Source organism: Roseobacter sp., assembly GCF_045106495.1.
Lineage (GTDB): Bacteria > Pseudomonadota > Alphaproteobacteria > Rhodobacterales > Rhodobacteraceae > Roseobacter.
Genome location: NZ_JBGCEQ010000022.1, coordinates 107559 through 120357, shown reverse-complemented (window position 1 = coordinate 120357; position 12799 = coordinate 107559). Strand labels below are relative to the sequence as shown.

Sequence of the window (12799 nt, the reverse complement as noted above, 5' to 3'; positions counted from 1 at the left end):
GACTGTTGAACACACGTTTAACGTGTGGGTTAACCACGATTGCCAAGTCGTTCTTGGCGTTCTAGGTCTTGTCAGACAATTTTTGGGTCGAGGAAATCGAAAATGAGCGGGTTGCTGGCGCTATTGGATGATGTCGCGGGAATCGCCAAAGTTGCAGCCGCGTCTGTTGACGATGTGGTGGGGCAGGCCGCAAAAGCGGGTGCAAAAGCGGCAGGTGCGGTCATCGATGACGCAGCGGTTACACCAAAATACGTGCGGGGTTTCTCGGCGGACCGCGAGTTGCCAGTCATTTGGCGCATTGCCAAGGGGTCTTTTGTTAACAAGCTGGTCTATCTCTTGCCGGTAGGATTGTTGCTGTCGAATTTCGCGCCTTGGCTCATCGTCCCATTGCTGATGCTCGGGGGCGCATATCTGTGTTTCGAGGGAGCCGAAAAGATCGCCCACGCGATGGGAATCGGTGGTCACGGGCATGTGGATTACCCCGCAGCCTCAACTGAGCCGCAGGATCCTGCCCATCTGGAAGAGAAAAAAGCCGCTGGTGCGATCAAGACGGATTTCATTCTGTCGGCGGAAATCATGACAATTTCATTGGCAGCAATACCGCCCAGCAATTTCTGGATGGAAGCGGCGACGCTGGCAACTGTGGCGATCATGATCACAGTAGCCGTTTATGGATCGGTCGCGCTGATCGTTAAGGCCGACGATTTTGGCCTGGCATTGGCGAACAACAGCCGGTTTGATGCGATCCGTGCGATTGGCCGCGGAATCGTGAAGGCCATGCCGAGTGTTATGTGGGCACTGACAGTGATTGGTACGGCTGCGATGCTATGGGTTGGGGGCAGTATCATCGTGCATGGGCTTGAAGCGCTCGGCGCACCTTGGTTGGGTCATCTTATTCACGATTGGGCTTATGCATTGGGTCATGCACTGCCCGAAAACTTCGTCGGCGCGGGGGAATGGGTGGCCAAGGCGTCCATGGACGGCGTTTTTGGCTTGGCGTTCGGTCTCGCGCTTATTCCGGTGGGCGAGAAGATAGTTACACCCATCTTGCGCAAAACCATCGGATGATTGGACAAACGACCTGCAAAAAACAAACCGGTGCTGGATCTGGGGGTGACTAGGCTTGATTTTTTGCGCGAATGATAGATCGCGCTTCCAGGCCCGTTCCGGGAGTGCGGAAGATGACAGAGATCAGATGACATGCCATCAAACTGATGAGTACAAGTGTTCCGACCTGCCAGTAATTTATGAATGCCTGCCACAACCCATGACCTAGAAAGAGTGTCATAAGTGCTGCAAAAAACCCTGCTACGCCGCCAATCAAGGCAAAAACCATCGCCATCTGATGTCCTCCTCACAGTAGTGTGAAGATGAACTACTTAAGGTTGTGTTAACGCCACGCGGAAAATTTTTGAATGAGTTAATTTCCGCCTAAGACCAGCGGTAAGCCATTGTACCCCTGCAACAGCATGCGCCACACTGGATAGTTGCGCATGTGTAGAGGCCATCGACCTGAATAGCAGACGATTACTTGATGAGGGATTTTGCCTTTTCGGCGACAGCTTCCGCGGTGATACCGAACTCTTTGTACAATGTGCCGCCCGGTGCCGAAGCGCCAAAGTCATGCATACCGACGAACCCGGACTTTTCGCGTCTGCCGCGTTCTCCAAAGAGCCAGCGATCCCAGCCAAAGCGGATGCCCGCTTCGACGGCGACACGCACCGGTCCACCTGGTAATACGCGTTTGCGGTAGCTTTCGTCCTGATCTTCAAACAACTCCCAGCAAGGCATGGACACAACACGCGTCCCTATACCTTGTTCCTGAAGGATGTCGCGCGCGGCCAGCGCAATTTCAACTTCCGAGCCGGTTGCCAATAAAATGGCCTGCCGTCGGCCATCTGCGTCCGCCAGAACATAAGCACCAAGTGCCGTGAGGTTCTTGGTCTTGTGCTCGGTGCGGACCGTTTTCAATCCTTGCCGTGTGAGTGACAAGACTGACGGTGTCTCCTTGGCGCTCAATGCCAATTCCCAGGCCTCAGCCGTCTCAATCGTATCAGCGGGCCGGAAGACGTGGGTGTTTGGTGTCGCACGGCTGATGGCGAGATGCTCCACCGGCTGGTGCGTTGGGCCGTCTTCGCCAAGTCCGATGCTATCATGTGTCATCACGAAAACCGTCGGAATTTTCATCAGAGCGGCCAGACGCATGGCCGGTCGCGCATAGTCGGTAAAACACATGAAAGTACCGCCGTAAGGACGCAGACCGCCGTGCAGCGCCATACCGTTCATTGCCGCCGCCATGCCATGTTCGCGAATCCCCCAATAAACATAGCGTCCGCCGCGGCTATCTACATCAAAAACGCCAAGATCGGCGGTCTTGGTGTTGTTGGATCCGGTGAGATCTGCCGAGCCGCCCACTGTTTCCGGCAGCACCGGGTTGACCACTTCCAGAACTTTTTCGGAGCTCGCACGGGTTGCCAGCTTTGGCGCTGCCTCGGACATTTGCTTTTTGAAGGCCTTGATAACTGCGCTGAGCTTGTTGGGCGTCTCGAGCGCATAGGCCCGATTGAATGTCTCGCGTTTGGAACGGGGCAGGGTATCAAATCGTTCTTCCCATGCGCGGCGGGTTTCAACGCCGCGCGCGCCGATTGCTTCCCACGCGTTCTTCACGTCAGCCGGCACTTCAAAAGGCCCGGTTTTCCAACCATAACCTTCTTTTGCGGCGATCAACTGATCTGCATCCGTTAGCGCACCGTGACCTTTAGAAGTATCCTGCGCGGCGTGACCCAAAGCAATGTGGGTCTTGCAAGCAACCATTGTGGGCTTGTTGCCTTTCTTGGCTTTGGTCAAGGCCGCATCGATCGCCACTGGATCATGCCCGTCCACTTCCAAAACGGACCAGCCGGCAGATTTGAATCGTCCAATCTGATCGGTCTTGTCCGAGAGCGATACCGGGCCATCAATGGTGATGTCGTTGTTGTCCCACAAAACGATAAGCTTGCTCAACTGGTGGCGCCCCGCCAGCGTAATTGCCTCCTGGCTGACGCCTTCCATCAAACACCCGTCGCCCGCAACGACATAGGTATAGTGATCGACTACTTTCTTGCCGTAATGCGCCCGCTGGATTTCTTCTGCCATGGCAAATCCAACCGAATTGGCGATGCCCTGACCCAGCGGACCCGTTGTTGTCTCGATCCCCGAGGCATGGCCATATTCGGGATGTCCGGCGGTGCGTGAACCCCACTGGCGGAAATTCTTGATCTCATCCAAAGTCATGTCCGCGTAGCCTGTCAAATGCAACAACGCGTAAAGCAGCATCGAACCATGACCCGCCGAAAGGATAAAACGATCCCGGTCAGGCCAGTTCGGTTGTGTCGGATCGAACTTTAAGTGCTTTTCAAAAAGCACGGTTGCCACATCGGCCATACCCATAGGCATGCCCGAATGACCGGAATTTGCCGCAGCGACCGCATCCAGTGTCAAAGCTCGGATGGCGGTGGCTTTGGCCCAATGATCAGGGTTGGCAGCAGCAAGGGCTTTTAAATCCACGGGGTGAAATCCTTTGTCGGTTCGCAGGGGCCGCAAAATAGGGTTTTGCAGTGATATGGCTGGTGTTCAGGCGCTGCATACCAGTCGCTTCGCAAAGATCAAGGGTACAGGCCAGCCTTTACTGTCATGCGACATCAACAGCGTCCGCCAAACGCTTGATCCGCAACAAAGGCCTATTTGTTGCCTCGCGGGAATAGAGGTACGCTAATGCCACAATAGAGCGATTCGGGGGCTGTCGGAGCAGGCAGAGCAGATCGCAGCGCAGACAATGAGGTGGGCATGAGCGAAATCGAAGAACTGCACGGTCGGATTATGTCGGCCATGGACCGGGTCGCCCAGGGGCTGGACGCAATTGGCGATGGCGGCGCAGCGGCCAACGCCGCACTGCAACAGGCATTGGATGAAGAGCGCACCCAGAACGCGCAACTGAATGAGCGGGTGCGGGCCTTGGGGGAAAGTCACGAAAAAGCGCTGGCAGAACTCGAAGCCCGCGCGGCAGAAACGGCGGAGCGGTTGAGCAAATTCGACGAGGATTTGCAACGTTTGCGCCTGGCCAATGGGAAACTCAGTGAGGCTTGCGAAGCGCTACGGGGTGCGAACGCGGAAGGTGTCGGCGATGCCAATCTGATCAACAAAGCAATGACAGCCGAACTAGATGCCTTGCGCGCGGCACGTGGCGCTGAAATCAGCGAGGCAGACGAGATCATTGCCGCTCTGATGCCATTGCTTGATGCCGAACCTGTGCAGAAAGAGGAGACGGCCTGATGCCCGAAGTAACAATCACCATCGGCAGTCGCCAATTTGAGGTCGCCTGCCAGGCGGGCGAGGAACATTACCTCCATACGGCCGCCAAAATGTTGGACGACGAGGCGCAGGTTCTGGCAGATCAGGCCGGGCGTATGCCGGAGGCGCGCATGCTATTGATGGCCGGTTTGATGCTTGCCGACAAAACAGCCAGTGTGGAAGATCAGGTGGCCGAATTGCAGGCCAAGCTCAATGAACGCGAAGCAGAATTGGCAAACCTGCGAGACAGCAAAGCCGAGCCTGAACGTATCGAAGTGCCCGTCGTGCCCCAGTCTGTGTCGGACACGCTGGCAGAATTAGCCGCGCGTGCCGAGGCGCTTGCGGTTTCCGTTGAGGAGAAAGTGGCAAGTTGACGTGGCGCATTGGTTGAGTTTCTGCACGATTGCGATGCTCTCCTGCACGCCTCTTGCGGGCAACGCTGCCTCGCAGACAGCGACTTACCTATGTGAGCGATCGGTGGAATTGCCGGTTGTGTTTGTAACGGATAAAACGGGCGCGGGCATCGCGGTTTTGCTTGTTGAAGGTGCGTTGGTCACCCTCGAAGCGACGCCTACAGCATCCGGCGTGCGCTACGCTGCCGCGCCCAACGAGTCGGGCTACGTGTGGTGGACAAAAGGCGATGCTGCCATGCTCACTTGGTTCGACGCGGCAACCGGGCAAGAAACACCTGTCTATTCAGAATGCGAGAAAACTGAACCGTGACCAATTGAATCAGTGGCATAGAAAGGGGCGCGATCTTCATGCACGCCCCGTTTTGCAAGTTGAAGCAGAGCTGGATCAGCCGTTGGCTTCTCGGATTTTTTCCGCAGCGTCCTTGTCGAAGGTGACACCGTTCTCATCGAAAAGGGTGTCCAATTCGCCTGACAGGGTCATTTCGGTGACAATATCGCATCCACCTACAAATTCGCCTTTGACGTACAACTGGGGTACAGTGGGCCAGTCGGAAAAATCCTTGATACCCTGACGCAGCGCTTCGTCTGACAGGACATTCACATCCGAAAAATCAACGCCCATGTAGTTTAGAACGCCAGCCACGCGGCTGGAGAAACCACATTGCGGCATCTCTTTGGTGCCTTTCATGAATAAAACCACGTCCGATCCGGTAATGGTTTCCTGAATTTTTGCAGATGCATCTGTCATTTCTGATCCTCTCTCGTTTTCGTAGAAAACGTTGTTCTTTCCCAAGTGGCGCTCGAGATCATACTGCGAATTTCGCGATCCGAAATACTCTCGTTCGCCTTGTTCTATTCCGGCGCTTTGGTAGTCAATGCCAGCGCATGCAATTCACCGTTTGAGCCGTCCATTTTACCTTTGAGAGCCGCGTAAACAGCGCGCTGCTGTTGCACCCGATTTTTGCCGCGAAAGCTCTCATCTATGACCATTGCAGCCATATGCACACCGTCGTTTCCTTCGACAGTGATGGCGGCATCTGGAAAACTGGCGCGCAGCAGGTCTTCGATTTCGCGGGCTTGCATCGGCATGGTCTGGGCTCCGTTGTCAGTCTTGATACAGATGTAGTGGGCAGGGCAGTCGGGGGCAAGGTGTCAAATGGGAGACCTGCGCTTAGATCTAGTGTCAAAGTGACGTGCGATTGGGGCAGACAAGCCCTGCGTCATGGTGGATAGTCTCGAGCGAGGAGAAACGCGATGGATGTTTTCGAAAATGCACCGGAACAGGCGCTGACCTGGCATGAGGCAGGTCGGGGCGCGGTATTGGCCACTGTTATTGAAACCTGGGGTTCCGCGCCGCGGCGTGTGGGCGCGCAATTGGTAATCGCAGGTGATGGAGAAATGCAAGGCTCGGTATCCGGGGGCTGTGTTGAGGGTGCCGTAGTTCTTGAGGCTACCGATGCTTTGGAAAAGGGCGAACATCAACTTCTCGAATATGGTGTCAGCGATGGCGATGCTTTTGCCGTCGGGCTGGCCTGTGGCGGCACGATTCGCATTTTAGTGGAACCCGTCGGCGCGGTCTTGCCCGTAGAGGTTTTGCGCGATCTGGTGGCGGCAAGAGCCGCCAGAACGCCGGTTGCCTACGAAGTTCATCTGGAAACGGGCGCGCGCCGCCTGGTTCACGACACCTATGATGACCGATTTGCCACGGACAAATCCGGGTTTGAGCAAGAAGGCGCGGTTTTTGTTGCCATCCACAATCCACCATTACGCCTGATCGTTGTGGGGGCGGTGCATATCGCGCAAGCCCTTGTGCCGATGGCGCGCATCGTCGGTTATGACCCAATGATCATCGACCCGCGCGCGGCCTTCGGCTCCGAGGCGCGTTTTCCCGGCGAACGTATTGTGCCGGACTGGCCGGACGAGGCGATGGAAGAGTTGGGAGTGGATAGCCGGTCTGCGGTCGTGCTCTTGACCCATGACCCCAAACTCGATGACCCGGCTCTGCACATCGCTCTTGCGTCGAAAGCGTTTTACATCGGCGCTTTGGGGTCCAAACGCACCCATGCAGCACGATTGGAGCGCTTGACCAGTGCCGGGTTTGATACGCATCAGCTTGGCCGCATAAAGGGGCCGATCGGTCTCGATATCGGTGCTGCAGGCCCGCCGGAGATCGCGGTTTCGATCTTGGGTGAAATGACCCGGGTCTTGAGGCGCGGCGCATGAAATTTGGTCCTGTTCCGGTGACACAGGCGGAAGGATCCGTACTGGCGCATTCGGTGTCTCTGGGTGCGCGCAAACGGCTCCGCAAAGGCTGTGTGCTGACATCAAGTGACATTGCGAAACTGCAAGATGCCGGTCTCGCGGATGTCACAGTGGCACGGTTGGACGCCGGTGATGTAATTGAAGATGCTGCGGCCCGGTCTCTGGCTCAGGCTTTGGTACCAGACCCGGAAGGTCAGTTTCTGCGTTTCACCGAGGCCTTTACAGGGCGCGTGAACCTTCTGGCAGTGGGGCCAGGCGTTGCCGTTTTGGATGTGCCTGCGCTGGAAGCCGTGAACCGGGTGCACCCGATGATCACCCTCGCTACCGTCCCGCCGTTTCAGCAAATGCTTGATGGCGGCATGGTTGCGACGATCAAGATCATCTCTTACGCCGTGCCTGACGAGGCTTTGGCGGAGGTTTGCGCCCTCGCACGGAAAGCCATCCGTCTGGCGCCGCCACAACTTGAAACAGTCGGATTGATTATCTCCGAAATCCCCGGTGGGGCCGGGTCGAAAGGGCGCAAAGCGATTGAAGACCGCGTCCTGGCCATCGGCTTGACGATGTCCCAACCTCGCGTGGTTCCGCACCATGAGGCGGCGCTGGCCACAGCATTGAAGGAAAGCACTGAGGATTTGGTCTTGATCCTGAATGGATCCGCCACATCGGATATTGACGATGTGGCCCCTGCAGCACTGCGCTACGCCGGCGGGCAGGTTGCGCGCTTTGGCATGCCGGTGGATCCCGGAAATCTGTTGTTTTTGGGCAGTTTGGAAAAAAGGCCGGTCATTGGTTTGCCCGGCTGTGCACGGTCGCCCGCTCTCAATGGGGCGGATTGGGTCTTGTCGCGGGTCATTTGTGGCATCGACGTGAGTGATGATGACATTGCGGCCATGGCGGTCGGCGGATTACTGAAAGAAATCCCGTCACGTCCGCAACCTCGTGCGGGCAAACCACGCGAGTAACCTGATCCACGCCCACATTAGGGCACTTTAACGCACCTTCTCTATTTAGACGAAATTATAGGTTCTCAACCGGCAAGGGGCGTGCTTAACTCCCGACAACAAAAAAGCTTAGGGAGGAAACTATGGCTCAGGTCTCAATGACCGTTAACGGCAAAGCTGCGTCTGGCGAAGTGGAGGGACGCACGCTTTTGTCGTCATTCTTGCGCGACACGCTGGAATTGACAGGTACACATGTCGGCTGTGACACCAGCCAATGTGGCGCATGTGTTGTGCATGTGAATGGCGATGCAGTAAAAGCCTGCACCATGCTGGCTGCCGAGGCTCAAGGGGCCGATGTGACCACAATCGAGGCCATGTCCAATGCCGATGGATCTCTCAGCGTTCTTCAACAAGCGTTCCAAGATCACCATGGTCTGCAGTGCGGGTTTTGTACGCCGGGCATGGTGATGAGTGCGGCAGCGCTTCTGAAGGATAATCCCAACCCTACCGAGGGGGAGATCCGCGAATATCTTGAAGGCAACATCTGCCGCTGCACCGGGTACCATAACATCGTCAAGGCGATCATGGCCGCTGCAGGACAGGATGTCAGTACAATCGCTGCGGAATAACTGCTGACCTGTAAGGATCGGCCTTTTGGCCCGTCCGACATGTGTTTGCACCGAAAGGTGAGCTTACAAGCCACCGTTTTTCAAGGAGGAATGACATGCCAAAAGATGGAGGCATCGGCGCCAGCTCTAAGCGCCGCGAAGACATCCGGTTTTTGACCGGAGAAGGAAATTACACCGATGACATCAACCTTAGAGGGCAGGCGCATGTCTTTTTCCTGCGCTCTGATATTGCCCATGGCACGATCACGGCAATTGATACATCTGCCGCAGAAAGCATGGACGGTGTCGTAAAAATATTCACCGGAGCGGACTTCGAAGCCGTCGGCGGCATGCCATGTGGATGGCAGGTGACGGACAAACATGGTGAGCCCATGCAAGAACCCCGCCACCCCATTTTGGCCCATGGCAAGGTGCGCCATGTTGGCGAGCCAATCGCTGCCGTTGTCGCTGAAACCCTTGAGCAGGCCCGTGATGCCGCAGAAGCAATCGTCGTGGACATTGATGATCTGCCTGCTGTTGTGGATATGAAAGCGGCCGTCGAAAGCAGCGCGCCGAAAGTCCATGATGATCTGACGTCAAACCTTTGTTATGACTGGGGTTTTGTCGAGGAAAACAAGGCAGCGACCGATGCAGCCTTTGAAGCGGCTGCCCATGTGACGACGCTGGAGCTGGTCAATAACCGACTGGTGGCCAATCCAATGGAACCACGCGTAGCAGTGGGTGACTTTGCTCGCGGTACAGGCGATCACACGCTATATACAACGTCACAAAACCCGCATGTAATCCGGCTCTTGATGGGTGCATTTGTGCTGGGTATTCCCGAGCACAAACTGCGTGTTGTCGCCCCGGATGTCGGGGGCGGTTTCGGCACGAAAATCTTCCACTACCAGGAGGAGGCCTTTGTAACTTTCGCGGCCAAGGCTTGCAATCGTCCAGTCAAATGGACGTCCAGCCGTTCCGAGGCTTTCATGTCAGACGCGCATGGGCGGGATCATGTCACCAAAATCGAACTGGCGCTGGATGGTGACAATAACTTTACGGCCTTGCGGACCGACACCTATGCCAACATGGGTGCCTATCTCAGCACCTTCGCGCCCTCAGTGCCAACCTGGCTGCACGGCACATTGATGGCGGGCAACTACAAAACGCCGTTGATCTATGTGAACGTCAAAGCAGTCTTTACCAACACGGTACCTGTGGACGCCTATCGCGGGGCGGGGCGGCCAGAGGCAACCTTCCAATTGGAGCGTGTCATCGACAAGGCAGCCCGTGAATTGGGCGTTGATCCCATTGCGCTGCGACGCCAGAATTTCATTACGGAATTCCCCTATGCCACGCCTGTGGCTGTCGAATATGACACCGGCGACTACGTGGCAACCATGGACAAGCTCGAAGAAATGGGCGATCTCTCTGGCTTTGCGGCACGCCGGGCTGCTTCAGAAGCCAAAGGCAAATGGCGCGGATTGGGTATCAATTGCTACATCGAGGCCTGCGGCATCGCGCCCTCGAACCTTGTCGGGCAATTGGGCGCGCGGGCTGGTCTTTATGAAAGTGCCACGGTGCGCGTGAACGCCACCGGCGGCCTTGTTGTCATGACCGGGAGCCACAGTCACGGCCAGGGGCATGAAACGGTCTTTCCGCAAGTCATCGCGGAAATGATTGGCATCGACGAGAGCATGATCGAAGTGGTGCATGGCGACACGGCCAATACACCGATGGGCATGGGCACCTACGGGTCCCGGTCATTGGCGGTGGGCGGATCGGCTATGGTACGGGCGACCGAAAAGATCATCGCCAAAGCCAAGAAGATCGCGAGCCACTTGCTGGAAGCCTCCGAAAGCGACATCGAACTCAAAGATGGTGCGTTCAGCGTCGCGGGGACGGATAAGTCCGTTGCATGGGGGGATGTCACACTGGCCGCCTACGTGCCGCATAACTACCCGTTGGAAGAGATGGAACCGGGACTGGAGGAAACAGCCTTCTATGATCCCAGCAACTTCACTTATCCTTCGGGTGCCTATGCCTGCGAGGTCGAAGTTGATCCGGACACGGGCAAGGTTACCATCGAACGATTCACAGCCGTGGATGATTTCGGCAACGTCGTGAACCCCATGATCGTATCCGGACAGGTTCACGGAGGGCTGGCTCAAGGCATTGGTCAGGCGCTGCTTGAGAACTGTTCATACGATGAAAACGGTCAGCTGCTGAGCGCTTCCTATATGGACTACGCGATGCCCCGTGCGGATGATGTTCCGTTTTATGCGGTGGATCATTCCTGCCAGACCCCTTGCACGCACAATCCTCTTGGCGTGAAAGGCTGCGGTGAAGCCGGTGCCATCGGCTCGCCCCCATCGGTTGTGAATGCCGTGGTGGACGCGCTGCAATCTGGCGGCAAGGACGTGACGCATATCGATATGCCACTGACGCCGTCGCGTGTTTGGGATGCAATGCAGTAAAGCTAAAACGGCGGGTTAGGTGAGTTCCCAACCCGCCGCGATACTTCTGACCGCTGACCAACAAAGGTTGCGCGCGGTCACTGGAAAGGACGAACCATGTATAATTTTGACGTAGAAACACCAAGCTCCGTGGCAGAAGCGGTGTCAGCACTGGGCCGCGAAGATGCACAGCCACTCGGCGGCGGACAAACGCTGATCCCCACTCTGAAACAACGCCTTGCAAGCCCTTCGGTCTTGGTCAGCCTAAGCGGCATTTCCGAGATGAAAGGCGTCTGCACAGGCGATGATGGTCAGCTCTGCATAGGCGGTGCCACAACCCACGCCACCGTGGCCAAGGAAGCAGCAACGAAATATCCTGGCCTTGCCGATCTTGCCAGCCACATTGGCGATCCTGCCGTCCGCAATCGGGGCACCATCGGTGGCAGTCTTGCCAACAATGATCCCTCTGCCTGTTATCCGGCGGCCGCCCTTGGGTCGGGTGCGACAATCGTGACAAATTCCCGGACCATTGCGGCAGACGACTACTTTCAAGGGATGTTCACGACAGCCTTGGAAGAGGGCGAAATTGTCACGGAAGTGCGGTTTCCTATACCGCAGGCGTCGAACTATCAAAAGTTCCTGCAACCGGCGTCGCGCTTTGCACTTGTAGGTGTGTTCGTTGCGAAATACGCCGACGGGGTAAGGGTCGCGGTGACCGGGGCCTCGGAAGACGGTGTATTCCGTTGGAGCGAAGCAGAAGCAGCTTTGTCGTCGGATTTCTCAGCCAGCGCGATTGAAGGCCTGTCTCTGTCCGGAGACAGCATGATCAGCGATCTGCACGGTACGGGGAGCTATCGCGCCCATCTGGTTGGCGTTATGACCAAACGGGCCGTAACGGCAGCAGCCTGATCGACACATGTAAGAGCTCGCGACCTTGATAAACCTTGATCGCGGGCTCTTAAAGGCCAGGCTTACTCTGAAGTCATTGGAAGTGTATTCAAGTGACCTCAAGCATTGGCTTTGAATGAAAGCCACCGTGGATAATATCGACGTGGCTTGTGATCGCATTGGCAAGACTTTTATTGCTCCAGCAAACACCTTCGCTCGATCACACCTACAATTTGCGTTCACCATCATGCCCAAACGAGAAACGCCCCAACACTACTGTCAGGGCGCTCTAAAATGTAACGAAGCCACTTGGCTATTTGGGCAAGGGCCCGATCAGCATGACCATCTGGCGGCCTTCCATCTTTGGAAAGTTCTCGACACGGCCTGCTTCTTTGGTGTCTTCAGCAACTCGCTCAAGGAGTTCACGACCCAGATTCTGGTGTGCCATTTCCCGACCGCGGAACCGCAAGGTGATCTTTACCTTGTCGCCATTTTCGAGGAATTTGAACACATTGCGCATTTTCACATCGTAGTCGTTGGTATCCGTATTGGGGCGGAACTTGACCTCTTTGATCTCGATGATTTTCTGCTTCTTGCGCGCTTCGGCTTCGCGTTTTTGCGTCTCGTACTTAAACTTGCCAAAATCCATGATCTTGCAAACAGGTGGGTTTGCGTTCGGTGAGATTTCTACAAGGTCCAAACCCGCATCGTCAGCCATTTCCAAGGCGCGGTCTGGCGTTACAACGCCGACATTTTCGCCTTCCGCGCCGATCAGGCGTATCTCGGAGCTACGGATTTTTTCGTTGACGCGCGGGCCGGTTTCACGTTGAGGCGGCGCATTGTGGGGTCTGCGAGCGATGATGTTCGTCCTTAAATTGTTAGTCGATCTGGAGAGATAAGTT

The 12799-nt window shown here is 56.1% G+C and carries 14 protein-coding genes; 9 read left to right on the top strand and 5 right to left on the bottom strand.

Translation table 11 applies throughout. The features are described 5' to 3' along the window. Positions 1-102 precede the first annotated feature (102 nt). Positions 103-1068, top strand: a complete 966-nt coding sequence (locus AB8B75_RS15375; protein ID WP_405363555.1) for a DUF808 domain-containing protein — start codon at positions 103-105, stop codon at positions 1066-1068. 49 nt (positions 1069-1117) lie between these two features. On the opposite strand, the gene AB8B75_RS15370 is transcribed toward AB8B75_RS15375, so the two are convergent. Further along, positions 1118-1342, bottom strand: a complete 225-nt coding sequence (locus AB8B75_RS15370; protein ID WP_405363553.1) for a hypothetical protein — start codon at positions 1340-1342, stop codon at positions 1118-1120. Between the two features lie 185 nt (positions 1343-1527). After that, positions 1528-3546 carry a transketolase gene (gene tkt / locus AB8B75_RS15365; protein ID WP_405363552.1) on the bottom strand — a complete coding sequence of 673 codons (2019 nt, stop codon included), beginning with the start codon at positions 3544-3546 and terminating at the stop codon, positions 1528-1530. Positions 3547-3825: 279 nt separating this feature from the next. Between tkt and AB8B75_RS15360 the strand changes: the two genes are divergently transcribed. Genes AB8B75_RS15360 through AB8B75_RS15350 form a run of 3 tightly spaced genes read left to right on the top strand, consistent with a single transcriptional unit; the run spans position 3826 to position 5052 of the window. Continuing rightward, positions 3826-4311, top strand: a complete 486-nt coding sequence (locus tag AB8B75_RS15360) for a hypothetical protein (protein WP_405363551.1) — start codon at positions 3826-3828, stop codon at positions 4309-4311. Then, positions 4311-4703 carry a cell division protein ZapA gene (locus AB8B75_RS15355; RefSeq protein ID WP_405363549.1) on the top strand — a complete coding sequence of 131 codons (393 nt, stop codon included), beginning with the start codon at positions 4311-4313 and terminating at the stop codon, positions 4701-4703. Before AB8B75_RS15360 ends, AB8B75_RS15355 begins: the two co-directional genes overlap by 1 nt. 1 nt (position 4704) lies before the next feature. Beyond that, positions 4705-5052, top strand: coding sequence for an MliC family protein (locus tag AB8B75_RS15350; protein ID WP_405363547.1), 348 nt, complete (start codon positions 4705-4707; stop codon positions 5050-5052). A gap of 75 nt (positions 5053-5127) precedes the next feature. Here AB8B75_RS15350 and grxD read toward each other — a convergent pair whose 3' ends face one another. Together grxD and AB8B75_RS15340 are read right to left on the bottom strand one after the other, a co-directional pair. After that, positions 5128-5490, bottom strand: a complete 363-nt coding sequence (grxD, locus tag AB8B75_RS15345) for a Grx4 family monothiol glutaredoxin (protein ID WP_405363545.1) — start codon at positions 5488-5490, stop codon at positions 5128-5130. Positions 5491-5594: 104 nt separating this feature from the next. After that, the gene (locus AB8B75_RS15340) at positions 5595-5831 is read right to left on the bottom strand and encodes a BolA/IbaG family iron-sulfur metabolism protein (RefSeq protein ID WP_405363543.1); all 237 of its coding nucleotides are present in this window, start codon (positions 5829-5831) and stop codon (positions 5595-5597) included. A 165-nt stretch (positions 5832-5996) separates the two neighbouring features. Here AB8B75_RS15340 and AB8B75_RS15335 point away from each other — a divergent pair, with 165 nt between their 5' ends. From AB8B75_RS15335 to AB8B75_RS15315, 5 genes are all read left to right on the top strand, one after another. Next, positions 5997-6965 (top strand): XdhC family protein, encoded by a 969-nt coding sequence (locus tag AB8B75_RS15335; RefSeq protein ID WP_405363541.1) that lies wholly within the window; start codon positions 5997-5999, stop codon positions 6963-6965. Continuing rightward, positions 6962-7966, top strand: coding sequence for a molybdopterin-binding protein (locus AB8B75_RS15330; RefSeq protein ID WP_405363539.1), 1005 nt, complete (start codon positions 6962-6964; stop codon positions 7964-7966). Before AB8B75_RS15335 ends, AB8B75_RS15330 begins: the two co-directional genes overlap by 4 nt. A gap of 122 nt (positions 7967-8088) precedes the next feature. Beyond that, positions 8089-8574, top strand: coding sequence for a (2Fe-2S)-binding protein (locus AB8B75_RS15325; protein WP_405363538.1), 486 nt, complete (start codon positions 8089-8091; stop codon positions 8572-8574). Positions 8575-8669: 95 nt separating this feature from the next. Further along, positions 8670-11030 carry a xanthine dehydrogenase family protein molybdopterin-binding subunit gene (locus tag AB8B75_RS15320; protein WP_405363537.1) on the top strand — a complete coding sequence of 787 codons (2361 nt, stop codon included), beginning with the start codon at positions 8670-8672 and terminating at the stop codon, positions 11028-11030. A gap of 96 nt (positions 11031-11126) precedes the next feature. Beyond that, on the top strand, positions 11127-11918 hold the full coding sequence (locus AB8B75_RS15315; RefSeq protein WP_405363535.1) for an FAD binding domain-containing protein: 792 nt from the start codon (positions 11127-11129) through the stop codon (positions 11916-11918). A gap of 292 nt (positions 11919-12210) precedes the next feature. Here the strand turns inward: AB8B75_RS15315 and infC are convergent, their stop codons facing one another. Further along, complete coding sequence (gene infC, locus AB8B75_RS15310; protein ID WP_405363640.1) at positions 12211-12756, bottom strand: translation initiation factor IF-3; 546 nt, start codon at positions 12754-12756, stop codon at positions 12211-12213. Positions 12757-12799: the final 43 nt, after the last annotated feature.